Here is a 22,456-nt window from a genome sequence, read left to right on the forward strand (position 1 = left end):
TCCCGTTAGCTCAGCCAAACGCCGAGTGGCAGTGTGACATCCAGTAAATAATCAAAGGCGTAGAACAGCGCAACGCCCATCACGATGCCGGAAATCAATGCGGCCTTGATGCTGGCCTGGAACAACAGACCAATGCTGAACGTCAGCAGGGCCGTTGCCAGCGGAAAACCAAGCCACTCGAATCCCCAGGCGTACAGCACCAGAGTAATCACCAGTACCAGCAGACGTTGCAGCACTTTGTGATGCGGCCACTCGACTAATTGTGGCCGACGTAACAGCAGCAAGGCGGCACACAGGGCCATCAGGCTCAGGATGGCCAAAGGGAAGGGGCGTGGCCCCAAAGGTTCGTAACTGTATTCGCTCTGGATGCCCCAACCGAGAAACAGGCCGCCGCCGCACAGCAGTAACCACAGAGCAGCAAAAATACGATCGCTCATGCCAATTCCCCCGGTTATTTGGCCAGCCCGAACGCTTTGGCCTGTTCACGATACTGGGTAACCTGATTTTTCACGTAGGTATCCAGCTCCTTGCCGGTCAGGTTGAATTCAAACAGGCCACGTAGATCGCGCTGTTGTTTGAACTCCTCGGTTGCCGTCATGGTTTTGAAGGTGTCGATCCACCACTGATACTCGGCCTCGCTGACCTTTGGGCCAAGGTAGAAACCGCGGATGATCGGCCACACCAGATTGAACCCCTGCTCCTTGGCGGTAGGGACGTTTGCCAGCTCTCCCGGCAGGCGCTCTTCGGCATACACTGCCAGCACACGCAGCTTATCTCCCTTCAGGTAAGGCACCATCTCGCTCAGATCGCCGGAGACCGCCTGAATGTGATTACCCAGCAGCGCGGTAACCGGTTCGCCGCCCCCTTCAAACGCCACATAGCGCATCTTGTGGGGATCTACGCCAACTTCACGGGCCAGCAAGGCGGTTTTCATCCAGTCCTGGCTGCCAATGGAAGCTCCAGCACCAAATACCACGCTGTTCGGGTCTTTTTGGAAGGCTGTCATCAAGTCTTTCAGCGTCTTGTAGGGCGAGTCGGCGCGTACGGCGATCATGCCGTAATCGGTGCCCACTGCCGCCAGCCACTTCACATCATCCACGTTGTAGCGGCCAAACTTGCCTTGCGACAGGTTCAGCAGGGAACCGCCAGAGAACGCCACCACGGTGCCAAATTCGGCTGGCCGCTGGGCAACGATGGCGTTATAGGCAACGGCTCCCACGCCGCCGGGCATATAGGTGACGCGCATCGGCTTATCGATAGCCTTGGTTTCTTGCAACGAGACCTGAATCAGTTTGCAGGTGAGATCGAAACCTCCGCCGGGTTTGGCCGGGGCGATACATTCGGTGCGTTTTGGCGCTTCCACGGCGAACGCCTGGTTGGCGGCGAACAGCAGAACAGTGGCGGTAAGCGTACGGGTAATTATTGTTTTCATGACGTTTCCCCATCGGTTTTGTTTCAGTTTGTGAGAATCCCCGCTGACACGGGGTTGCCAAATTGTTAAAACATAAACCTTTCATTTACCTTTCAGCGACCGGGAAAGTTTACAGGATGTGATATGCGTCTCTTGTTAGTGGAAGATCACCCCGAGCTGGCTCATTGGTTGCAGAAAGCCCTTACCGGCCTTGGGTTTGCGGTGGATGTGGCGATAGACGGCGTGGCGGCAGACCATCTGTTATTGCATGAAAGCTATGCGCTGGTGGTGCTCGATGTTGCACTGCCCCGGCTCAACGGGCTGGAGCTGTTGGCGCGGTTGCGTAAGCGTGGGCAGACTCTGCCAGTATTGCTATTGACGGCCCGCACCGAGGTGGCCGATCGGGTTAAAGGGTTGAATCTTGGGGCTGACGATTACCTCACCAAGCCCTTTGAACTGGATGAATTGGAGGCACGCATCCGGGCGTTGCTGCGCCGCAGCGTTGGCGTGACGCAACAGGCATTGCAATACGGTTTATTGACCTATCACGACGAGGGCTACTTCTTGTTGGCGGAGAAACCTCTGTCGTTAACTCCCCGTGAGCTGGCGGTGTTGACCACCTTGATGCATCGCCGTGGCCGCCCGGTCGCCAAGCAGCAATTGTTTGAGCAGGTGTTTACGCTGTCAGACGAGGCTAATCCCGAAAGCATCGAACTTTACGTCCATCGCGTGCGTAAGAAACTCCAGGGGAGCAACGTGGCGATCGTGACGTTGCGGGGCCTGGGCTACAGCCTGGAGCTGTGCGATGAGGTGGTTTAAAGCACCGCGTTCGTTGTTCTATCAGTTGCTGCTGTTCTTTGGTTTACCGCTGCTGGTATTGGGTGGGATCTCAATCTACACCCACTATTTCAGCGCGATGAGTGCGGCGACGATGGCCTACGATCGCACCTTATTGGCGTCGGCCCGCACGGTGGCGGAGCGGCTGGTGGTACGTAATCAGCGCCTGGAGGTAGATGTGCCTTATGTGGTGCTGGACAGCTTCGAGCGCAATATGAACGACCGGCTGTACTATCAGGTAATTTCCCCCGAGGGACGGAATATTTCGGGCTATAACGATTTGCCCAAGATGCCACCTTATATTCCTCGCTCCAACCTCTATCCGGCCCTGGTGCATTTTTACGATGCGCACTATCGCGGGCAGCCAATCCGCGTGGCGGCGCTGTTCCAGCCGGTGAATGAGGGCGGGGTGATGGGGATGGCGACCATTCTGGTGGCGGAGACGTTAGAGTCGCGGCGCTATCTGGCGCGGCAGATGCTGCTGGCAGCGCTGCTCAGCCAGGGGACAGTGGTGGTATTGACGCTCACTCTGGCTTACGTCCTGCTGAAAAAGCTGCTGCAACCGTTGCGTAAGCTGTCCAGCATGATGCTGCGGCGCGATCCGGGGGAACTGACGCCTTTGCCGATGGTGCTGCCCTGGTCGGAAATGCAGCCGCTGCTGCTGGCATTCAACCGCTATATTGAGCGGCTGCGGTTGATGGTGGCGCGTCAGGAACGCTTTAGTGCCGATGCCTCCCACCAGCTACGTACGCCGCTCACGGTTTTGAAAACCCAGGTGGGGGTGGCATTGGCCAGCGAACGGCCCGAGCAATGGCGTGAGAGTCTGGAAGGGATGAGCGCCACCCTGGACAGTACCGTCGCGTTGACCGATCGCCTGCTATACCTCTCGCGGCTGAAGGCGCACGAGCATCAGGCCGAGCGTAAGTTGCAGCCGGTTAATCTGGCGCAGGTGTTACGCGACGCCTGTTTTTCGCGCCTGCCGCAGGCTCGCAGCAAGCGGATCGATCTTGGCTACGAAGGAGCGGGAGTGTGTTGGGTGGGCGGTGAGGCGTTGCTGTTGGCGGAGCTTTGCGCCAACCTGCTGGATAACGCACTGAAATACACGCCAGCCAAGGGGATTGTGACCGCCCGTTTATTGATGGTAGATGGGCAGGGGCTGTTAGAGATAGAAGACAGCGGGCCAGGCATTGCGCAGGATCAGACGGTCGCTGCGCTGCAACCGTTTCGTCGGTTGGATAACGTTGGCGATCAGCCTGGGGCTGGGTTGGGACTGGCATTGGTTAAAGATATTACCGCTTATCACGGCACCCGCCCGGAACTGCTGAGTTCTGACGCACTAGGCGGTCTGTTGGTGCGGGTACGTTTTAAGCTGTTGGGGTGAAAGGGGGCGTATTTCCCCCTCAGTCTTACGGTGTTACGGTGCTTTTTCTACGCCCTAACGGCGTGCGCAGGCGCTGCGACAGGATCACCCCCAGCAGAGCGACACCGCCGCCAATCAGATGGTAGCTATGCAACTGTTCATGCAGGAACAGGACCGCAATTATCGCGGTGAACACCGGTGCCAGGTTCATAAAGATCGACGCCTTGTTGGCCCCCAGGCGCATTACCCCCTGGATCCACAGGAACGGCGCGGCAATCGACGCGGGAATACCGGCAAACAGCACCAGTGGGATGTTCTGGCTGGTAAGCTGCACGTCTTGTGCCATCAGGAAGTTCGGCAACAGCAGTACCACGCCAAACACGATCTGCACATACAGCGACTGCCAGTTGGGCAACGGGATCGCCCAGCGTTTGGTCAACACGCCGTATAGCGCGTAGGAGGCCGAAGCGGCGAACATCATCAGCTCACCTTTGCCGATGCCGTGTTGCAGCAGCAGCCCCGGTTGCCCCGCGCTAACCAGCCACACCAGCCCGCCCAGAGACAGGGTACTGCCCAGTGCGATACCCACGGTGGGGGCAACGCGCAGGACAAAGATACCGATTAACACCGTCAACAGCGGGATCAGGGAGTTGAGGATGCCCATAAACAGCGCGCTGACGCTATGTGCGGCGTAATAGGCCAGGCTTTGATACAGCACCATCCCCAGCAGGCCGAGGATCATCAGCTTCCACCAGTTGGCGCGAATGGCTGGCCAATTGCGGAGCGCTCCCGGCAGCACGAAAGGGGTGAGCACGATCAGCGCCAATGCCCAGCGATAGAAGGAGATGGCCGCCGGATCGATGGCGGTTGCCGATACTTTACTGACTACGGCGTTAATCGACCAGATCAGCACCGCCAGCAGGGGAAAGAGCACGTTCATGATAATAATTCTCAACAACGAATAACATGCTGGCTAGTCTACCCGTGTCCGGTTTATTATATATAGTCAAAATCAGACAGCATTTCGCGAAATCAAGACAACTTCATCATGGCCGAAACCCGTAATTATCCCACCGCAGACGTCGCTGCTCCGCGCACGCTGTTTTTTCGCTGCGAAGAAACCAATGCGGATACCGAATATCTGCCGCACAGCCACGACTGGGGGCAGCTGATCTGCGTCAAAACCGGGGTGATCGCGCTGAATATTGCCGGGCAGCGCTTTTTGGCCCCACCGGAGTTTGCCGTCTGGCTGCCGCCGGGGATGGAGCATTCCAGCCATAACCGCAAACCTGTGCTGTTCCGCACCATCAATATCGCCAAATCCTTGTGCGCCGGGTTGCCAGAAGAGGCCTGTTTGATCAACGTATCGCCGGTGTTCAGCGCCATTGTAGAAGATTGCCTTGGGCGCAAAATGCTGGAGCCCACTAGCGAGGAGGATCTGCGTCTTTGCCGGGTGCTGATCGACCAACTGCGGATTTCCCCGGTTCAACAGACCTACCTGCCGACCTCACAAGATAAGTTTTTGGGGCCAGTGTTACAGGCGCTGGAGCGTTGTCCTGCGGATAACACCTCATTGGCGGTGTGGGCCAGCAAGGTGTATACCACCGAACGGACGCTTTCGCGCCGTTGCCAGCAGGAACTGGGCATGTCGTTTAGCGAGTGGCGGCAGCGCCTGCGCTTTTTACATGCGCTTTCCCTGCTGGAGCAGGGGAAAACCGTGCAGGATGTGGCTTTAGATGTAGGCTATAGCTCGGCTTCCGCGTTTATTGTGATGTTCCAGCAGATCGCCGGCACCACGCCAGAACGTTTCCGCCGGGCATGATAATCCCGACACGACATCAACTGGCCCAGGTTACGTCGAACCGAACGTTCACATCACCACTCCAGGTGCCCGCCGGCAAGGTGCTGAAGTCGGTCACCGGGGTCGTGCCATCAGCCGTCGCACCGATGATATTGAAATCGAAGTGGTCTTGCGCACTGCGGCGACCAGGCTGCTTGTCAGCGTTGGCAAGTTTACTCAGGTTACCGCCTGACATACCGGTAGAGGTATCTATCAGGGTGGTTTGAGCGGTTTTTGTTATCGCAGCGCCGTGATGTTTAACTCCCACTTCCAGGGTAGACCCGGAGGTGCCCAACTGAGTCAGGGTATTGGAAACCAGTTTGGCGGTCAGTTTAATTGCGGTTCCTTCGCCTTCGAGAGCCACGTCGAACACGCCTTGCTGGCTGTTGAAGCGCTTGACGCCTTCAGCATATTGGAAATACAGGTTGCCAATGGGCGTAACGACCAATTGGCTGGCGGAGTCTTTCACCGCTATCGCAGGCCAGGTGGCTAATGCTTGTGTAGTCACGTTTTCAGCCTGAGCGCTACCAACGGCTGTGAGTGTTGCAACGATCGCCAGAACAAGTGTCGCTTTTTTCATGGTTAACGCCCTTGATTTTCGATTTGTTTCTGCCCGTTAGCCGGTCGCTAACGCGAGAGTTCGCCTCCTTGCGTGATAATTATCGGAAAGAACTCAATAAAGCTTAGAAGAAAAACATCGTTATTTCACCGGGCATAACAAGCTTGGGTTTCCGAGCCATTCGGTGGCACACTATTTTGTAGTTACTGCTTACCTATACCCGTCGGAGAGTGACGTGAAGATACTGGTTGATGAAAATATGCCCTATGCGGTGGATCTATTTAGCCGTTTGGGGGAAGTGCAGGCCGTGCCTGGTCGCCCGATCCCAACCGATGCGCTGGCCGGAGCCGACGCCTTGATGGTGCGTTCGGTGACCAAAGTGAATCAGGAACTGTTGGCTGGCACCAAGATCGGTTTTGTTGGCACCGCTACGGCGGGGACCGACCATGTGGACGAGGCGTGGTTGCAACAGGCGGGGATTGGTTTCTCGGCCGCGCCTGGTTGTAATGCCATTGCGGTGGTGGAGTATGTGCTTTCGTCATTAATGCTGTTGGCGGAGCGCGATGGCTTCTCTTTGCGTGATAAAACCGTTGGGATAGTGGGTGTCGGCAATGTTGGCTCCCGGCTGGATGCTCGCCTGAAAGCCATGGGCGTGCGTACGCTGTTGTGCGATCCACCACGCGCCGATCGTGGGGACAGCGGCGAATTCTGGCCGTTGGAAAAGCTGGTGGCAGAGGCCGACGTGCTGACGTTCCATACCCCGTTGAACAAGACTGGCCCGTATAAATCGTTGCATCTGGCCAACGCGGATCTGCTGGATGCTTTGCCCGACGATCGCATTCTGATCAACGCCTGCCGGGGTGCCGTGGTACATAACGCCGCGTTGCTTAACGTATTGGAGCGGGGTAAGCGATTGAGTACGGTACTGGACGTGTGGGAGCCAGAGCCGGATCTCAGCGTGCCGTTGCTAGATAGGGTGGATATCGGTACCGCCCATATCGCCGGTTACACGCTGGAAGGTAAGGCGCGCGGCACCACGCAGGTGTTTGAAGCCTTTGCCCAGCATCTGGGGCAGCCGCAAGCTATCGAGCTGGCCTCTCTGCTGCCGGTGCCGGAGTTCAGCGAAATCCGCCTCAATGGGCCGCTGGACGAAGGCAAGTTAAAACGATTGATGCACTTGGTGTATGATGTGCGCCGCGATGATGCGCCGCTGCGGCAAGTTGCCGGGCTGCCGGGTGAGTTCGATCGCCTGCGCAAGCATTATCAGGAACGCCGGGAATGGTCTTCACTGCGGGTGCAGTGCGATGACAGCGCCAGTGCGGAACTCTTGCACAAACTGGGCTTCGGCGTCCTGTAAAGGACAACGCGTAAGGTTGCCTTAAGCAATAAGCGGTAAAGTTTATCGGGCGGTGACTGCATCGCCCGTTTTGCATTTGAATCAAATACTCTGGAGAAACCCAATGTCTGACGGCTGGAATATCGCTGTGCTCGGTGCCACTGGCGCAGTAGGTGAAGCGTTGCTGGAATTGCTACAGGAACGCCAGTTCCCGGTGGGTGAACTCTTTCCTTTAGCCAGCGAACGCAGTGCTGGTGCGACGGTGCGTTTCAATGGCAAATCTTTGCTGGTGGAAAACGTAGAAGAATTCGACTGGTCGCAGGCACAACTGGCGTTTTTTGTGGCCGGTAGCGAAGCTGCGGCCCGTTACGCTGATGATGCGGGCAACATGGGCTGCCTGGTGATCGACACCAGCGGCCATTTTGCACTTGAGCCGGACGTGCCGTTGGTGGTGCCAGGCGTTAACCCACAGGTGCTGGCGGATTACCGCAACCGCAATATTGTGGCGGTTGCCGACAGCATGGTGAGCCAGCTGTTGACGGCGATTAAGCCGCTGACCGAACAGGCTGGGCTTTCCCGCTTGCACGTCACCACGCTGATGTCAGTTTCGGCTCGCGGCAAGGTTGCCGTGGACGCTCTGGCTGGCCAGAGTGCGCGTCTGCTGAACGGCATCCCCGCAGAGCCGGGCGTGTTCGCCAAGCAGTTGGCGTTTAACCTGCTGCCATTGATGACCGATGAGCAGGGCAGCGTGCGCGAAGAGCGTCTGATTGTCGATCAGGTGCGTAAAGTGTTGCAGGATGAAGGGCTGCCGATTTCGGTAAGCTGCGTTCAGTCGCCGGTGTTCTACGGCCACGCGCAAGTGGTGCATCTGGAAGCGCTGCGCCCAATAGCGGCAGAGGAAGCTCGCCACGAGCTGGAGCAGGCTGAAGATATCCAACTGAGCGAAGAAGATGATTATCCGACTCAGGTTACCGAAGCTTCCGGCAGCGATATGCTGAGCATTGGCTGTCTGCGCAATGATTACGGTATCCCCGAGATGCTGCAGTTCTGGTCGGTGGCCGATAACGTGCGCTTTGGCGGCGCGTTGATGGCGATCGAAACCGCAGAACGGCTGTTGCAGGAGCAGATGTACTGATGTCCGAGGTGGAGTTGCCAACCCAGCCAATGCTGAAAATTGCGCTGGGGATTGAGTATGACGGCAGCCGTTATTACGGCTGGCAGCGTCAGCAAGAGGTTACCAGCGTCCAGGCCTGCCTGGAAAAAGCGTTAAGCAAGGTGGCGGATGCGCCGATCGGCGTATTCTGCGCCGGGCGAACCGATGCCGGGGTGCATGCCACTGGGCAGGTGGTGCATTTCGAAACCGCCGCACAGCGTAAAGACGCCGCCTGGACGATGGGGGTGAATAGCCATTTGCCACCGGATATCGCGGTACGCTGGGTCAAAGAGGTCAGCAGCGATTTTCATGCTCGCTTCAGCGCCACCGCGCGGCGTTATCGCTACATTATTTATAATCACCGCTATCGCCCGGCGGTCTTGCAGCAGGGGGTGACGCATTTTTATCATCCGCTGGACGCCGATCGCATGCATCGTGCCGCGCAGGCTTTGCTGGGGGAAAACGACTTTACCTCATTCCGGGCGGTGCAATGCCAGTCACGCACGCCGTGGCGAAACGTAAAACACGTTAAGGTTTCGCGCTATGGCGAATATATCGTGGTAGATATAAAGGCCAACGCCTTTGTCCATCATATGGTGCGCAACATTGTTGGCAGCCTGATGGAGATTGGCTGTGGCAATCAGGATGAGAACTGGATGGGCGAGCTGTTGGCGCTCAAAGATCGCAGCCTGGCGGCCGCAACCGCACGGGCTGAAGGTCTGTATCTGGTCGCGGTTGATTATCCAGAGTCGTTTGCCTTACCCCGGCCACCGATGGGGCCGCTGTTTTTAGCTGACGATTAACTGGCAGGCTGGCAGATTAATACGTTATTTATGGGTGCCAACGCCGGGTGAGAGAGACACCCGGTCAATTGAGAGTGTTTATGGACATCATCAAGTTTCTGATTGATTTTATTTTGCATATTGATGTGCACCTGGCAGAACTGGTCGCGCAATACGGTATGTGGGTTTACGGTATTCTGTTCCTGATCCTGTTTTGTGAAACCGGGCTGGTGGTGACGCCGTTCCTGCCGGGGGATTCTCTGCTGTTTGTCGCCGGTGCGCTGGCCGCGTTGCCTTCCAACGATCTCAACGTGCATACCATGGTGGCGTTGATGGTGATTGCGGCGGTGATTGGCGATGCCGTCAACTACACTATTGGTCGGCTGTTCGGCGAAAAGCTGTTCAGCAACCCGAACTCGAAAATTTTCCGTCGTAGCTATCTGGACAAAACCCACCAGTTCTACGAAAAACACGGCGGAAAAACCATTATTCTGGCGCGATTTGTGCCGATCGTGCGCACCTTTGCGCCGTTCGTGGCCGGTATGGGGCATATGTCCTATCGCCACTTTGCTGCCTATAACGTGATTGGTGCGCTACTTTGGGTGCTGCTGTTCACTTATGCTGGCTACCTGTTTGGCGACTTGCCGATCGTGCAGGAAAACTTGAAGTTGTTGATTGTTGGCATCATCCTGGTTTCAATTCTGCCGGGCATTATTGAAATCTGGCGCCATAAACGCGCGGCTGCCCGCCAACAAAAACAGTAAAAACACCGCTTAACCCGTCGGTTCGACCAGTTTTTTGTCCACACAATCGGGCCGATATGGTTTAATGAGCGACATTTATGGTCTGTTCCCGCGAACGACCCTGAAGCCAATGCCCTGGTAGCGCCCTGTTGCGCTTAGCTCGGCATTTTTGCATGGGGTGTGTTTCGGGAGGATTGTTAAGGCATGAACAGCGGACGGGTGTCTGCCAGGTTCAAACAGAAAGGTCATCGATGAGCTGGATTGAACGAATTCTCAACAAAAGCAATGTTACGCAAACCCGTAAGGTGAGCATTCCTGAAGGGGTCTGGACCAAATGCGATAGCTGTGGTCAGGTCCTTTACCGTGCCGAATTGGAGCGTAACCTTGAGGTCTGCCCCAAGTGCGACCACCACATGCGCATGTCAGCCCGTATGCGTCTGCATACCTTGCTGGATGAAGGCAGTGAAGTGGAACTGGGGAGCGAACTGGAGCCGAAAGACGTTCTGAAGTTCAAGGATTCCAAAAAGTACAAAGATCGTCTGGTTGCCGCACAGAAAGCAACCGGCGAGAAAGACGCGCTGGTGGTGATGAAGGGCACGCTGTATGGCATGCCGATCGTTGCAGCCTCCTTCGAATTCGCCTTTATCGGCGGTTCGATGTCTTCTGTAGTCGGTGCGCGCTTTGTGCGTGCGGTTGAACAGGCGTTGGAAGATAACTGCCCGCTGGTGTGTTTCTCTGCCAGTGGCGGTGCGCGTATGCAGGAAGCGCTGATGTCGCTGATGCAGATGGCGAAAACCAGCGCCGCGTTGGCCAAGCTGCAAGAGCGTGGCCTGCCGTATATTTCGGTACTGACCGATCCGACCATGGGTGGCGTGTCCGCCAGCCTGGCGATGCTGGGCGATATCAACATTGCCGAGCCAAAAGCGCTGATCGGCTTTGCCGGGCCACGGGTTATCGAACAAACCGTACGTGAAAAACTGCCGCCGGGCTTCCAGCGCAGCGAGTTCCTGATTGAAAAGGGCGCTGTCGACATGATCGTGCGCCGTCCGGTGATGCGTCAGACCCTGGCCAGCATTCTGTCCAAGCTGACCAACCAGCCGCAGCCGCATTTCGATGAGGCCGCGCCGGTCATCGCTCAGGAAAATCAGGCCGACGCCTGAGGAGCAGACAAAGACCCGGTATAGGTGCAAGCCTGCGCCGGGTTCCGCCGCCATTTTGTGGCTAAGTTGCGGCGGGAAACGAAGAGCATCGCTTTTGACGTCGTCAGGGCGATGTGTCTTACGGATTTATGAACCCAAAGTCAGTGATGGGACTCATGCAAAACCACCAAATTCCCCAAGCCACGTCGCCATTGAGCTCGTGGCTTTACTATCTGGAACGTCTGCATAGCCAGGCGATCGAACTCGGCCTGGAGCGTGTGCAACACGTTGCGGCGCACCTTGACCTTCTCACTCCTGCTCCTACGGTATTTACCGTTGCCGGTACTAACGGCAAAGGCACCACCTGCCGCACGTTAGAGGCCATTTTGCTGGCTGCCGGGCTGCGGGTCGGGGTTTACAGTTCACCGCATCTGGTGCGTTACACCGAACGGGTGCGCATACAGGGTGAAGAGCTGAGTGAGACTGAACACAGCCGCTCCTTTGCCGCGATTGAAGCTGGCCGGGGGGAAACCTCGCTGACCTATTTCGAATTTGGCACCCTTTCGGCGTTACAGCTGTTTAAGCAGGCCAGGCTCGACGTAGTGATCCTGGAAGTCGGCCTGGGGGGGCGTCTGGACGCGACCAATATCGTTGAGCCAAGCGTCGCCGTGGTGACCAGCATTGCCTTGGATCACACCGATTGGCTAGGCCACGATCGTGAAAGCATCGGCCGCGAGAAGGCGGGGATATTCCGTGGCGGCAAGCCTGCCGTAGTGGGTGAGCCGGATATGCCACATAGCATCCAGCAGGTAGCGGAAGATCTCAACGCTCAACTGTACCGCCGTGATGAAGCCTGGTCGTTCAGCGAACAGGGCGAACGCTGGCAATGGGAAGGGGGCGGCACACGCCTGACCGATCTCCCTATGCCTAACGTCCCCTTGGCAAACGCGGCGACGGCATTGGCTGCGCTGCACTATTCGGCGCTGGAAATCGACGAGAAGGCGATTTTTGCCGGTCTACAGCAGGCCGCTTTGCCAGGGCGTTTTCAGATCGTGCAGCAGAACCCGCAGTTGATCCTGGACGTTGCCCACAACCCTCATGCTGCGGCCTATCTGGCTGGGCGATTGGCGAAACTCCCCCGCAATGGCGGTGTGGTTCGCGCGGTGGTGGGGATGCTGTCGGACAAAGACATTGCCGGTACGTTGGCCTGCCTGAGCGAACAGGTGGACGAGTGGTACTGCGCGCCGCTGGAAGGCCCGCGCGGGGCCAGCGTTGAGCTGCTGGCACAGTATTTAACGGAACCACGCAAGTTTGCCGATGTCGAAACTGCCTGGCGTCAGGCTATGCAGGACGCGGATATTCAGGATATTGTGATCGTCTGTGGGTCTTTCCACACTGTTGCCCACGTGATGGCGGCGTTAGACGAGAGGCGGGGAGTGTGAGTGGCAAGTAAATTTCAGAATCGACTGGTTGGAACCGTGATTTTGGTTGCCCTGGGGGTAATTGTCCTGCCGGGGCTGCTTGACGGCAAAAAGAAGCATTATGAGGATGAGTTTGCGGCGATCCCGTTGGTGCCCAAACCGGGGGATGCTCATGAAATCGACGTGATCCCACCGGCCAATCAGGCGCTACCTTCGGTTCCACCGGAGGGGGCTGGTGCTTTGGTTGAGCAGCAGCAGGCCGCCGCCGAGGCTTCCGCCCAGCAGGCGGCTAATCAAACGACTCAACCGCAGCAGCCTGCGGTTGTTGCTCCGCCACCTATCGAAACCAAACCGGTTCAGCCAACCAAACCCAAGCCTGTGGAATCTAAACCGGTAGAAGTGAAGCCGGTGGAAGTGAAACCTAAGCCAGTGCCAACACCGCCAAAGGTAGAGCCAAAGCCGGAAGTGAAACCAGAGCCGAAGCCTGAAACCAAACCTGCGGTTGAAGAAAAGGCACCGACTGGTCAAGCCTATGTGGTGCAGTTGGGGGCGTTGAAGAATGCTGCCAAGGTCAATGAGATCGTCGCTTCGCTGCGCCTGTCTGGGCACCGGGCTTATACCGTGCCATCCACGCCGGTGCAGGGTGAGATCACCCGCATCTACGTTGGCCCAGATGCCTCGAAGCAGAAGCTGCAGGCTTCGCTGGCGGAGCTGAATGGGATCAGTGGGTTAAGCGGGCAAGTGAAGGCGTATAGCGCGCGTTGATATACCCGTCGTCTTTCAAGCTGCAGCGTTGTTGCCTGCACTATCTCACCCCAGTCACTTACTAAAGTAAGCTCCTGGGGATGAGATAGCTGGGCGCCTAGCTACAACTCGAAATCCATAGGGTATAAGCCAGTAGTTTTTCCTATGCCCTTGTAAAATATCAAGAGGGAACTGGAGTAGTGTCACAGCAGCTCACAGCGACTCGGACGATCCCCTTCCTGTGGGAGAAGGTTCGGGGAAAGTCGGAATTGTGTCACAACCGCTAGCCGTGACTTGGACGATCCCCTCCCTGTTGGAGAAGGTACGGGAAAGTCGGAATTGTGTCACAACCGTTAACCGCGACTCGGACGATCCCCTTCCTGTGGGAGAAGGTTCGGGGAAAGTCGGAATTGTGTCACAACCGCTAGCTGTGACTTGGACGATCCCCTCCCTGTTGGGGAAGGTACGGGGAAGTTGGAATTGTGTCACAACCGTTAACCGCGACTCGGACGATCCCCTCTCCCTGTGGGAGAGGGTTAGGGTGAGGGGCCACAGTGCTCAAGGAGGAGGATTGCCAAATCACCACTAAAATTGTGCCTTTCAGGGGCCGGATATCCTAAGTAGGCGCGGCGATTAGCAATTTTAATACCCGTCGTCTTTCAAGCTGCAGCGTTGTTACCTGCGCTATCTCACCCCAGTCACTTACTAAACGTAAGCTCCTGAGGATGAGATAGCTTGTCGCCGGTAACATCGCCGTTTTTTATTTGTTACGTGGTGGGAAATCCGCTACGCAAACGTTTTCTTTTTCTGTTAGAATTCGCCGCGATTGGATGCAGGGGCGATTCATCATTGGAATAGTTCATGGTCTGGATTGATTACGTCATTATAGCGTTGATTGGATTTTCGGCTCTGGTGAGCCTGATCCGAGGTTTTGTTCGCGAAGCATTGTCACTTGTGACATGGGGATGTGCGTTCTTTGTTGCCAGCCATTTCTACCCATACCTTGCAGCCTACTTCACCCGTTTTGAAGATGAGCTGGTACGTAACGGCATTGCGATTGCCATTTTGTTTATCGCAACGCTGATTGTGGGCGCTATCGTTAACTATGTGATTGGGTCATTGGTAGAGAAAACCGGGTTATCGGGCACCGATCGGGTGCTGGGCGTGTGTTTCGGCGCACTGCGCGGCGTGTTGATCGTAGCGGCGATACTGTTCTTCCTGGATACCTTTACCACCCTGTCGCAAAGTGCGGACTGGAAACAGTCACAGCTGATCCCCCAGTTCAGTTACATCATCAGATGGTTCTTTGACTATCTGCAAAGCACGTCGAGTTTCTTACCAACCCAATTACCGGGGCGGTAGCGGCTTAGAGGAAAAGACAACATGTGCGGTATTGTCGGTATCGCCGGTTTTATGCCGGTAAACCAGTCGATTTATGATGCATTGATGGTGCTCCAGCATCGTGGACAGGATGCCGCTGGCATCGTCACTATTGATGCCCATAATGGGTTCCGCCTGCGCAAGGCAAATGGTCTGGTGAAAGATGTATTTGAAGCCCGCCATATGCTGCGCCTGCAGGGCAACATGGGCATTGGCCATGTGCGTTACCCAACGGCTGGCAGCTCCAGCGCTTCAGAAGCTCAACCTTTCTATGTCAACTCGCCGTTCGGCATTACGCTGGCACACAACGGCAACCTGACCAACGCCCACGAACTGCGCCAACAGCTGTTTGAGCGTGGCCGCCGTCATGTCAACACCACTTCCGATTCCGAGATCCTGCTGAACGTGCTGGCTACCGAGCTAGACCGTTTCCCGCATTATCCACTGGAGTCCGACAACATTTTTACCGCCGTTGCCGCTATGCATCAGCAGCTGCGTGGCGCTTATGCCTGCGTAGCCATGATTATCGGCCACGGTCTGGTGGCGTTCCGCGATCCTAACGGCATTCGCCCGCTGGTGATCGGCAAACGTGAGCTGGAAGATGGCCGCTGTGAGTACATGGTAGCCTCTGAGAGTGTGGCGCTGGACACCTTGGGCTTCGACTTCCTGCGCGACGTAGCACCGGGCGAAGCGGTGTATATCACCGAAAAAGGCCAGTTGTTCACTCGCCAGTGCGCGGAGAACCCAAAAACCAATCCATGCCTGTTCGAGTATGTCTATTTTGCCCGTCCTGACTCCTTTATGGACAAGATCTCCGTCTACAGCGCCCGCGTGCGTATGGGGCAGAAATTGGGTGAGAAGATTGCGCGCGAATGGGAAGATCTGGATATCGACGTGGTGATCCCGATCCCGGAAACCTCTTGCGATATCGCGCTGGAGATTGCTCGTATTCTGGATAAGCCGTATCGCCAGGGCTTCGTCAAGAATCGCTATGTTGGCCGCACCTTCATCATGCCGGGCCAACAGGCTCGCCGTAAGTCGGTACGCCGCAAGCTGAACGCCAATCGTGCCGAATTCCGCGATAAGAACGTGCTGCTGGTTGATGACTCCATCGTCCGCGGTACCACTTCTGAGCAGATCGTAGAGATGGCGCGTGACGCCGGGGCCAAACGGGTTTATCTGGCTTCTGCGGCCCCGGAGATCCGCTTCCCTAACGTGTACGGTATCGATATGCCGAGCGCAACGGAGCTGATTGCCCATGGGCGTGAAGTGGACGAAATCCGCCAGATTATTGGTGCCGATGGCCTGATTTTCCAGGATCTGGACGACCTGATCGCCGCAGTACGCGAAGAGAACCCGGATATCGCCCAGTTTGAATGCTCGGTGTTTAACGGCATCTACGTGACCAAAGACGTTGACCAGAGCTATCTGGAATATCTGGAAACGCTGCGTAATGACGATGCCAAAGCGTTGCGCGGCCAGACGGAAGCAGAAAATCTGGAAATGCATAACGAGGGCTAACGCGCCCGCGTAGCTCACCAAAACGGTGCACCGTAGCGTTGGTTACGGTGCATTGTCTTATTCCCACCTCGAATCTACGAAGGTTGCTGCCAAACCTACCCCTCTTCGGCTATCCTTACGGCATATTTCCCGACAAAGGCCAGCTTGATGAAAAGACTCATTATCGGTATTTCCGGCGCCAGCGGCGCTATCTACGGCGTGCGCTTATTGCAGGTGCTGCGTGGTGTAGAAGAGGTGGAAACCCACTTGGTAATGAGCAACGCGGCACGCCAGACGCTGGCGTTGGAAACCTCTCTAAGCCTGCGTGACGTGCAGGCCTTGGCCAATGTAGTGCACGATGCGCGTGATATTGCCGCCAGTATTTCCTCCGGATCGTTCAAAACCATGGGGATGGTGATTTTGCCATGCTCAATCAAAACGTTATCTGGCATCGTCAACAGTTACAGCGATGGGCTGCTGACTCGTGCCGCCGATGTGGTGCTCAAAGAGCGTCGGCCACTGGTGCTTTGCGTGCGTGAAACGCCGTTGCATCTGGGCCATCTGCGGCTGATGACCCAGGCAGCGGAGATGGGGGCGGTGATTATGCCGCCGGTACCGGCCTTCTACCATCGTCCGCAAACCGTTGATGATATTATCGATCAGACCGTTAATCGGGTTATCGACCAGTTTGACATCGAACTGCCGCAAGATCTCTTCACGCGTTGGCAAGGCGTTAATTAACTAATTCACCCTCAAATTTATACATTTGTGCAACATCGCACTGATTTAGTGCGATTGATGCATCATAATGATCCTGCTTCCCCATGCACTCTGTTTCAGTAACTTGTAGGTTAACCATGGCGAAGCCCGAGTTTGCCGTTCATTTTGTCGTTCGTTGTCTCTGGGAAGAGCTTTGAACAGAGCGTGGCCGTTCCCCGCGCTCGCTAATGACAAAGTGGCATGATTACTGCAGATCCTGTGTGTGATGAAAGTAATGCCCGTAGTGGCATCGGCAAAAATATCCATTTGAGGGTAATTATGAAAAAGCTTGTTAAAGTTCTCCCTTTAGTTTTGGCTTTGAGCGCGGTTAGCAGTGCATTCGCCGCATTACCTTCCACGCTGAAAATCGGTACCGATCCCACCTATGCGCCGTTTGAGTCGAAAAATGCGCAGGGTCAACTGGTTGGCTTCGATATCGATCTGGCCACCGAGCTGTGCAAACGCATAAACACCAAGTGTATCTTTGTGGAAAGCGATTTTGATGCGCTGATCCCCTCCCTGAAAGCGAAGAAAATCGACGCTATCATCTCTTCCCTGTCCATCACCGAAAAACGCCAGCAGGAAATTGCCTTTACCGACAAGCTGTTTGCGGCCAACTCACGCCTGATCGCACCAAAAGGCTCCAAGATCCTGCCAACCGTCGATGCGCTGAAGGGCAAAAGCATCGGCGTATTGCAGGGTACTACCCAGGAAGCCTTCGCTAATGCCAATTGGCAGCCAAAAGGCGTGACCGTGGTGCCTTACCAGAATCAGGATCTGGTGTATGCGGATTTGGCTTCTGGGCGTATTGACGCAGCGTTTCAAGATGAAGTCGCCGCGAGCGAAGGCTTCCTGAAACAGCCTCCAGGCAAAGAGTACGAGTTTGCCGGTGAGTCGGTGAAGGACGATAAATTCTTTGGTGTCGGCACCGGTATGGGCCTGCGCAAGGATGAAACCGAGCTGAAAGCGGCGCTGGACAAAGCCTTTGCCGAAATGCGCAAAGACGGCACCTACGATAAGTTCGCGAAAAAATACTTCGACTTTGACGTTTACGGCGGCTAATTCCTGTCGGGTACTCTCTATGACAACAGGCCCGGTCTTCCGGGCCTGTTCTGGCTGGAGTGTCATGACGTGCTCAATGACGACAGGGTGACGTAAATGCTACAAGGTTACTCCCAACTGATATTTGAGGGGGCTCTGGTGACGCTGGAGCTGGCCCTCAGTTCCGTATTGCTGGCGGTGGTGATTGGTTTGATCGGCGCTGGCGGTAAACTTTCGCAAAACCCTGTTATTTCCACGATCTTTGGTGCCTATACCACCTTGATCCGTGGCGTGCCGGACCTGGTGTTGATGCTGTTGATCTTCTACGGTCTACAAATTGCCCTCAACAGCGTGACGGAGTTTATTGGCTTCTCACAGATTGATATCGATCCGTTGGGGGCGGGCATCATTACCCTGGGCTTTATCTACGGAGCCTATTTTACTGAAACCTTCCGGGGAGCCTACCTGGCGGTGCCTCGTGGTCAGATCGAGGCGGCCACCGCCTTCGGTTTTTCCAACTCGCAGATTTTCCGCCGCATTCTGTTTCCGGCCATGATGCGCTTCGCGTTACCTGGCATCGGCAACAACTGGCAGGTGATCCTCAAGGCGACGGCCTTGGTCTCCATTCTTGGACTCAACGATCTGGTAAAGGCCACGCAACTGGCAGGAAAGGGCACCTATCAGCCTTTCTTCTATGCCATTGTCGCAGGCTTGGTGTATCTGTTGTTCACCACGATTTCCAACGGCGTATTGCTGTGGCTTGAGCGGCGTTATTCACTGGGCGTCAAAAGGGCCGAACTATGATCGATATCCTGCATCAGTATTGGCAGCAACTGCTGTGGACCGATGGCTATCGCTATACCGGTGTGGCGGTGACGCTGTGGCTGCTGATCTCCTCGGTGGTCATGGGCGGGCTGCTGGCCATCCCGATGGCGGTAGCTCGGGTTTCTTCCACCCGTTGGGTACGCTACCCGGTGTGGCTGTATACCTATGTTTTCCGCGGTACGCCGCTGTATGTACAACTGTTGGTGTTTTATTCCGGTATGTACAGCCTGGAAATCGTGCGGGGTACGGAGCTGCTCAATGCGTTTTTCCGCAGCGGATTAAACTGCACCATTTTGGCGCTAACGCTGAATACTTGTGCCTACACCACGGAGATTTTTGCTGGGGCCATTCGTTCGGTACCGCATGGGGAAATTGAAGCGGCCAGGGCCTATGGGTTTTCTAGCTTTAAACTGTATCGCTGCATTATTTTGCCTTCGGCGCTGCGCTCGGCATTACCGGCGTACAGCAATGAAGTTATTCTGATGCTGCATTCGACCGCGCTGGCCTTTACCGCCACGGTGCCGGACCTGTTGAAAGTGGCCCGCGATATCAACGCGGCGACCTACCAGCCGTTTTATGCCTTTGGCATTGCGGCCGTGCTGTATCTGATTATCTCCTATACGTTGATCAGCCTGTTCCGCAGGGCAGAAAAACGCTGGATGGCACACGTAACTCATCGATGAATGACGGGGATCCACCATGCCTGAACAAAAATTAGCCGTCACCGAACTGCACAAGCGTTATGGTGACCATGAAGTACTGAAAGGGGTCTCCCTGGCGGCCAATGCGGGCGATGTGATTAGCATTATCGGTTCTTCCGGCTCCGGTAAAAGTACCTTTCTGCGTTGCATCAACTTCCTGGAGAAGCCCAGCGAAGGCACCATCAGCCTGAATAATGAAAATATTCGGATGGTGCGCGACAAGGATGGCCAGCTTAGAGTCTTTGACAAGAAACAGCTGCAGTTGCTGCGTACCCGCCTGACCATGGTGTTCCAGCACTTCAACCTGTGGAGCCACATGACGGTGCTGGAGAACGTGATGGAAGCTCCAATCCAGGTATTGGGGCTGAGCAAGGCTGAGGCGCGCGAACGGGCGGTGCGCTATCTGGATAAGGTCGGCATTGACGCGCGGGCGCAAATTAAATACCCGGTGCACCTCTCCGGCGGGCAACAGCAACGCGTTTCTATTGCCCGGGCGTTGGCAATGGAGCCGGAAGTGCTGCTGTTCGACGAGCCGACTTCGGCGCTGGATCCTGAACTGGTGGGCGAAGTGCTGCGCATTATGCAGAAATTGGCGGAAGAGGGGAAAACCATGGTGGTGGTGACGCACGAAATGGAGTTTGCGCGCCATGTCTCCAGCCACGTCATTTTCCTGCATCAGGGGCTAATTGAAGAGCAGGGGCCACCTGCGGAGTTGTTTGGTAACCCTAAGAGCCCGCGTTTACAACAGTTCCTTTCTGGAGCGCTGAAGTAGATATTTTTCCTCTCACCGTCTCCCTGCGGGAGACGGTGAGAGGGCATCAAGCCTGTTGATTGATCACATCATCCAGCGCCTGTTCCAGCTCAAAGAAACGGAAAACAAATCCCGCCTCTTCCAACCGCCTCGGCACCGCCCGTTGCCCACCTAACACCAACACCGCCGCTTCACCCATCAGTAACCGCATGGCAAAGGCTGGCGCACGAAGAAACGCTGGGCGATCCAGCACCTTGGCCAGGGTGGCGGTGAACTGTTCATTATGCACTGGATAAGGTGCCACCATGTTGAAGGGCCCACGCAGCGGAGTGTTGTCCAACAGGTAAATGATGGCATTGACCATATCGTCGATATGGATCCAGGGCAGATATTGACGGCCATTGCCGATCGGCCCGCCTAACCCCATACGGAATGGCGGTAGCATCTTCGCCAGCGCTCCCCCTTTGGGCGACAAGACAACGCCGGTACGCAGCAGGCAAACGCGCGTGTAGCTACTTTGTGCCCGTAGGGCCAGAGCCTCCCAGCGTTGGCACAACTGGTGGGTAAATTCATCGTGCGGAGGTTCTTCTTCCGTTACCACCGCCTGGCCCTGATCGCCGTAATAACCGACCGCCGAGCCGGAAATCAGTACCGAAGGTGGCGTATTGCTGGCGGCGATGAGCGTGGCTAGTCGTTCGGTCAAATCCCAACGGCTGCGGCATAGCAGTTCTTTCTGCGCCTTGCTCCAGCGTTTGTCGGCAATCGGCTCACCCGCCAGGTTGATCACGGCATCAAAGCCGTCCAGAGAGCGTTGTTCATCAAGCGAAGCCCAGTAGCTGAGCCGATCGCCGAACTTATCCCGTGCTTTGGCTACGTTGCGCGTCAACAGGGTGAGTTCATGCGAAAGGTGCAGCAGTTGCCTGGTCAGGCTACTGCCGATCAACCCAGTTGCGCCGGTAATCAGGATCTTCATGGTCGGCCTCCCTGGTAGGGTGAGTGCTAAGCGGTTTCCCGTCGGTAACTCATGGTCATGGAAACCGAGTCTGCATAACGTAGGGCCAGCAATTTATCTATCTCTACTTCAGCATAGGTTACCCATGGATGTTGTTTCACTATGTCGAGCACATCCTGAGTTAATTTTTCCAACAGCGCGAAGCGGTTGTCTTCAATATGGCGAATGATCGCCTTGGTGATGGTGCGATAGTTGAGGGCGTCGCTAATGTCTTCGCTGTTACGCGCCTTGTCTGCCGGGTAGTGGATCGCCACGTTGATCAGAACGTCCTGACGGTTGTTGATTTCTTCTTCCTTGATACCGATGAAGGTGCGTAACCGCAGGTTTTTAATACGGATAATGGCATCGGGTTGCTGGCATGGCATCAGAGATTCTCCGGAGGTCTGATTGTTTGTACTCAGAATACACGGAAAGTGAAGAAAAGATAATGTAGCCAGCAGCTTAAAGAGAGCAACGCGGGGGAGATCACACCGGTTTCCCCCCTCCGATGTATACACGATGCAAGAGAGGGGAAGGGCGGCGTTAGGCTTGATCTGCCAATTTGTAGGCGCGTTCCGTTGCCGGGCGGTTGCGGATGCGTTCAAACCAGTTGCGTACCGCCGGATAATCCGCCAGATCGATGCGCTGACGCGGATGAGACACTACCCAGGGATAAGTCGCAATATCGGCAATGCTGTAGTTGTCGCCGCCCAGGTAAGGGTGCCGTTGCAACTCGGTTTCCAGTACGCCATACAGGCGTTTGGTTTCCTGCTGGTAGCGTTCTATCGCGTAGGGGACAGGTTGCGGTGCATAGTGGTTGAAGTGATGATTTTGCCCGAGCATCGGCCCAAATCCGGCAACCTGCCAAAATAACCATTGCAGCGTTGCTGCCCGTTCGCGAACCCCCTTGCTGAGCAGTTTGCCGGTTTTCTCTGCCAGATAGAGCAGGATCTCGCCCGATTCAAACAGGCTGATGGGAGCCCCACCGTCAACGGGTTGTTGATCGACGATGGCTGGGATTTTGTTGTTGGGGGAAATGGCTAAAAACGCTGGTGTGAATTGATCGCCAGCACTGATATTTACGCGATGGATACGATAAGGTAACCCAACCTCCTCCAAAAGCAGGGTAATTTTGTGCCCATTGGGAGTCGGTGCGTAATACAGATCAATCATATGATAATAC

At 55.8% G+C, this 22,456-nt stretch carries 24 protein-coding genes; 17 read left to right on the plus strand and 7 right to left on the minus strand.

What is annotated here, in order from left to right; translation table 11 throughout:
- Positions 1-5 precede the first annotated feature (5 nt).
- A complete protein-coding gene (locus ACMV5I_RS12520) occupies positions 6-437 on the minus strand; it encodes a tripartite tricarboxylate transporter TctB family protein (RefSeq protein ID WP_414824482.1) in 432 nt (143 codons plus the stop codon).
- A 14-nt stretch (positions 438-451) separates the two neighbouring features.
- On the minus strand, positions 452-1,432 hold the full coding sequence (locus tag ACMV5I_RS12525; protein ID WP_021178586.1) for a Bug family tripartite tricarboxylate transporter substrate binding protein: 981 nt from the start codon (positions 1,430-1,432) through the stop codon (positions 452-454).
- 123 nt (positions 1,433-1,555) lie between these two features.
- Here ACMV5I_RS12525 and tctD point away from each other — a divergent pair, with 123 nt between their 5' ends.
- On the plus strand, positions 1,556-2,230 hold the full coding sequence (tctD, locus tag ACMV5I_RS12530; RefSeq protein WP_024485608.1) for a transcriptional regulator TctD: 675 nt from the start codon (positions 1,556-1,558) through the stop codon (positions 2,228-2,230).
- Entirely contained in the window at positions 2,217-3,629 is a 1,413-nt protein-coding gene (locus ACMV5I_RS12535) for a sensor histidine kinase (RefSeq protein ID WP_174333786.1), read from the plus strand. Before tctD ends, ACMV5I_RS12535 begins: the two co-directional genes overlap by 14 nt.
- Before the next feature lie 25 nt (positions 3,630-3,654).
- Here the strand turns inward: ACMV5I_RS12535 and ACMV5I_RS12540 are convergent, their stop codons facing one another.
- Complete coding sequence (locus ACMV5I_RS12540) at positions 3,655-4,548, minus strand: DMT family transporter (RefSeq protein WP_414824483.1); 894 nt, start codon at positions 4,546-4,548, stop codon at positions 3,655-3,657.
- 108 nt (positions 4,549-4,656) lie between these two features.
- Here ACMV5I_RS12540 and ACMV5I_RS12545 point away from each other — a divergent pair, with 108 nt between their 5' ends.
- Entirely contained in the window at positions 4,657-5,430 is a 774-nt protein-coding gene (locus tag ACMV5I_RS12545; protein ID WP_024485605.1) for an AraC family transcriptional regulator, read from the plus strand.
- Positions 5,431-5,446: 16 nt separating this feature from the next.
- Here the strand turns inward: ACMV5I_RS12545 and ecpA are convergent, their stop codons facing one another.
- Complete coding sequence (ecpA, locus tag ACMV5I_RS12550; protein WP_414824484.1) at positions 5,447-6,028, minus strand: common pilus major fimbrillin subunit EcpA; 582 nt, start codon at positions 6,026-6,028, stop codon at positions 5,447-5,449.
- A 214-nt stretch (positions 6,029-6,242) separates the two neighbouring features.
- Between ecpA and pdxB the strand changes: the two genes are divergently transcribed.
- From pdxB to hisP, 14 genes are all read left to right on the plus strand, one after another.
- On the plus strand, positions 6,243-7,364 hold the full coding sequence (gene pdxB, locus ACMV5I_RS12555; protein WP_024485603.1) for a 4-phosphoerythronate dehydrogenase PdxB: 1,122 nt from the start codon (positions 6,243-6,245) through the stop codon (positions 7,362-7,364).
- Between the two features lie 103 nt (positions 7,365-7,467).
- Complete coding sequence (locus ACMV5I_RS12560) at positions 7,468-8,478, plus strand: aspartate-semialdehyde dehydrogenase (RefSeq protein ID WP_414824485.1); 1,011 nt, start codon at positions 7,468-7,470, stop codon at positions 8,476-8,478.
- On the plus strand, positions 8,478-9,299 hold the full coding sequence (gene truA, locus ACMV5I_RS12565) for a tRNA pseudouridine(38-40) synthase TruA (RefSeq protein WP_021178578.1): 822 nt from the start codon (positions 8,478-8,480) through the stop codon (positions 9,297-9,299). Before ACMV5I_RS12560 ends, truA begins: the two co-directional genes overlap by 1 nt.
- A gap of 80 nt (positions 9,300-9,379) precedes the next feature.
- Positions 9,380-10,042, plus strand: a complete 663-nt coding sequence (locus ACMV5I_RS12570; RefSeq protein ID WP_024485601.1) for a DedA family protein — start codon at positions 9,380-9,382, stop codon at positions 10,040-10,042.
- Between the two features lie 230 nt (positions 10,043-10,272).
- Positions 10,273-11,181 carry an acetyl-CoA carboxylase, carboxyltransferase subunit beta gene (accD, locus tag ACMV5I_RS12575; RefSeq protein ID WP_121607407.1) on the plus strand — a complete coding sequence of 303 codons (909 nt, stop codon included), beginning with the start codon at positions 10,273-10,275 and terminating at the stop codon, positions 11,179-11,181.
- 155 nt (positions 11,182-11,336) lie between these two features.
- Complete coding sequence (folC, locus tag ACMV5I_RS12580; RefSeq protein WP_261143976.1) at positions 11,337-12,602, plus strand: bifunctional tetrahydrofolate synthase/dihydrofolate synthase; 1,266 nt, start codon at positions 11,337-11,339, stop codon at positions 12,600-12,602.
- Positions 12,603-13,346, plus strand: coding sequence for a cell division protein DedD (dedD, locus tag ACMV5I_RS12585; protein ID WP_414824486.1), 744 nt, complete (start codon positions 12,603-12,605; stop codon positions 13,344-13,346).
- An 840-nt stretch (positions 13,347-14,186) separates the two neighbouring features.
- A complete protein-coding gene (gene cvpA / locus ACMV5I_RS12590) occupies positions 14,187-14,687 on the plus strand; it encodes a colicin V production protein (protein WP_024485212.1) in 501 nt (166 codons plus the stop codon).
- A 21-nt stretch (positions 14,688-14,708) separates the two neighbouring features.
- Positions 14,709-16,226, plus strand: a complete 1,518-nt coding sequence (gene purF / locus ACMV5I_RS12595) for an amidophosphoribosyltransferase (protein ID WP_021178572.1) — start codon at positions 14,709-14,711, stop codon at positions 16,224-16,226.
- A gap of 147 nt (positions 16,227-16,373) precedes the next feature.
- The gene (locus ACMV5I_RS12600; RefSeq protein WP_414824487.1) at positions 16,374-16,946 is read left to right on the plus strand and encodes a UbiX family flavin prenyltransferase; all 573 of its coding nucleotides are present in this window, start codon (positions 16,374-16,376) and stop codon (positions 16,944-16,946) included.
- A gap of 297 nt (positions 16,947-17,243) precedes the next feature.
- Positions 17,244-18,026, plus strand: a complete 783-nt coding sequence (hisJ, locus tag ACMV5I_RS12605) for a histidine ABC transporter substrate-binding protein HisJ (protein WP_024485210.1) — start codon at positions 17,244-17,246, stop codon at positions 18,024-18,026.
- Between the two features lie 96 nt (positions 18,027-18,122).
- The gene (locus tag ACMV5I_RS12610) at positions 18,123-18,809 is read left to right on the plus strand and encodes a histidine ABC transporter permease HisQ (RefSeq protein ID WP_121607405.1); all 687 of its coding nucleotides are present in this window, start codon (positions 18,123-18,125) and stop codon (positions 18,807-18,809) included.
- Positions 18,806-19,513 (plus strand): ABC transporter permease, encoded by a 708-nt coding sequence (locus tag ACMV5I_RS12615; protein ID WP_024485209.1) that lies wholly within the window; start codon positions 18,806-18,808, stop codon positions 19,511-19,513. Before ACMV5I_RS12610 ends, ACMV5I_RS12615 begins: the two co-directional genes overlap by 4 nt.
- 16 nt (positions 19,514-19,529) lie before the next feature.
- Positions 19,530-20,303 (plus strand): histidine ABC transporter ATP-binding protein HisP, encoded by a 774-nt coding sequence (gene hisP, locus ACMV5I_RS12620; protein ID WP_024485208.1) that lies wholly within the window; start codon positions 19,530-19,532, stop codon positions 20,301-20,303.
- Between the two features lie 46 nt (positions 20,304-20,349).
- Here hisP and ACMV5I_RS12625 read toward each other — a convergent pair whose 3' ends face one another.
- The 3 genes from ACMV5I_RS12625 to yfcG form a co-directional block, all read right to left on the minus strand.
- Complete coding sequence (locus ACMV5I_RS12625) at positions 20,350-21,255, minus strand: TIGR01777 family oxidoreductase (RefSeq protein ID WP_202809721.1); 906 nt, start codon at positions 21,253-21,255, stop codon at positions 20,350-20,352.
- A 26-nt stretch (positions 21,256-21,281) separates the two neighbouring features.
- The gene (folX, locus tag ACMV5I_RS12630; protein ID WP_021178565.1) at positions 21,282-21,659 is read right to left on the minus strand and encodes a dihydroneopterin triphosphate 2'-epimerase; all 378 of its coding nucleotides are present in this window, start codon (positions 21,657-21,659) and stop codon (positions 21,282-21,284) included.
- Positions 21,660-21,816: 157 nt separating this feature from the next.
- A complete protein-coding gene (gene yfcG, locus ACMV5I_RS12635; RefSeq protein WP_021806021.1) occupies positions 21,817-22,446 on the minus strand; it encodes a GSH-dependent disulfide bond oxidoreductase in 630 nt (209 codons plus the stop codon).
- Between the last annotated feature and the right edge of the window lie 10 nt (positions 22,447-22,456).

It is taken from the genome of Serratia sp. T13T92 (assembly GCF_047530105.1).
Taxonomy (GTDB): Bacteria; Pseudomonadota; Gammaproteobacteria; order Enterobacterales; family Enterobacteriaceae; genus Chania; species Chania fonticola.

What these genes read in the sequence shown, in the direction of transcription:
- ACMV5I_RS12520 (WP_414824482.1), bottom strand. Translation starts at nt 437, where the DNA reads ATGAGCGATCGTATTTTTGCTGCTCTGTGGTTACTGCTGTGCGGCGGC.
- ACMV5I_RS12525 (WP_021178586.1), bottom strand. Translation starts at nt 1,432, where the DNA reads ATGAAAACAATAATTACCCGTACGCTTACCGCCACTGTTCTGCTGTTC.
- tctD (WP_024485608.1), top strand. Translation starts at nt 1,556, where the DNA reads ATGCGTCTCTTGTTAGTGGAAGATCACCCCGAGCTGGCTCATTGGTTG.
- ACMV5I_RS12535 (WP_174333786.1), top strand. Translation starts at nt 2,217, where the DNA reads ATGAGGTGGTTTAAAGCACCGCGTTCGTTGTTCTATCAGTTGCTGCTG.
- ACMV5I_RS12540 (WP_414824483.1), bottom strand. Translation starts at nt 4,548, where the DNA reads ATGAACGTGCTCTTTCCCCTGCTGGCGGTGCTGATCTGGTCGATTAAC.
- ACMV5I_RS12545 (WP_024485605.1), top strand. Translation starts at nt 4,657, where the DNA reads ATGGCCGAAACCCGTAATTATCCCACCGCAGACGTCGCTGCTCCGCGC.
- ecpA (WP_414824484.1), bottom strand. Translation starts at nt 6,028, where the DNA reads ATGAAAAAAGCGACACTTGTTCTGGCGATCGTTGCAACACTCACAGCC.
- ACMV5I_RS12560 (WP_414824485.1), top strand. Translation starts at nt 7,468, where the DNA reads ATGTCTGACGGCTGGAATATCGCTGTGCTCGGTGCCACTGGCGCAGTA.
- truA (WP_021178578.1), top strand. Translation starts at nt 8,478, where the DNA reads ATGTCCGAGGTGGAGTTGCCAACCCAGCCAATGCTGAAAATTGCGCTG.
- ACMV5I_RS12570 (WP_024485601.1), top strand. Translation starts at nt 9,380, where the DNA reads ATGGACATCATCAAGTTTCTGATTGATTTTATTTTGCATATTGATGTG.
- accD (WP_121607407.1), top strand. Translation starts at nt 10,273, where the DNA reads ATGAGCTGGATTGAACGAATTCTCAACAAAAGCAATGTTACGCAAACC.
- folC (WP_261143976.1), top strand. Translation starts at nt 11,337, where the DNA reads ATGCAAAACCACCAAATTCCCCAAGCCACGTCGCCATTGAGCTCGTGG.
- cvpA (WP_024485212.1), top strand. Translation starts at nt 14,187, where the DNA reads ATGGTCTGGATTGATTACGTCATTATAGCGTTGATTGGATTTTCGGCT.
- purF (WP_021178572.1), top strand. Translation starts at nt 14,709, where the DNA reads ATGTGCGGTATTGTCGGTATCGCCGGTTTTATGCCGGTAAACCAGTCG.
- ACMV5I_RS12600 (WP_414824487.1), top strand. Translation starts at nt 16,374, where the DNA reads ATGAAAAGACTCATTATCGGTATTTCCGGCGCCAGCGGCGCTATCTAC.
- hisJ (WP_024485210.1), top strand. Translation starts at nt 17,244, where the DNA reads ATGAAAAAGCTTGTTAAAGTTCTCCCTTTAGTTTTGGCTTTGAGCGCG.
- ACMV5I_RS12610 (WP_121607405.1), top strand. Translation starts at nt 18,123, where the DNA reads ATGCTACAAGGTTACTCCCAACTGATATTTGAGGGGGCTCTGGTGACG.
- ACMV5I_RS12615 (WP_024485209.1), top strand. Translation starts at nt 18,806, where the DNA reads ATGATCGATATCCTGCATCAGTATTGGCAGCAACTGCTGTGGACCGAT.
- hisP (WP_024485208.1), top strand. Translation starts at nt 19,530, where the DNA reads ATGCCTGAACAAAAATTAGCCGTCACCGAACTGCACAAGCGTTATGGT.
- ACMV5I_RS12625 (WP_202809721.1), bottom strand. Translation starts at nt 21,255, where the DNA reads ATGAAGATCCTGATTACCGGCGCAACTGGGTTGATCGGCAGTAGCCTG.
- folX (WP_021178565.1), bottom strand. Translation starts at nt 21,659, where the DNA reads ATGCCATGCCAGCAACCCGATGCCATTATCCGTATTAAAAACCTGCGG.
- yfcG (WP_021806021.1), bottom strand. Translation starts at nt 22,446, where the DNA reads ATGATTGATCTGTATTACGCACCGACTCCCAATGGGCACAAAATTACC.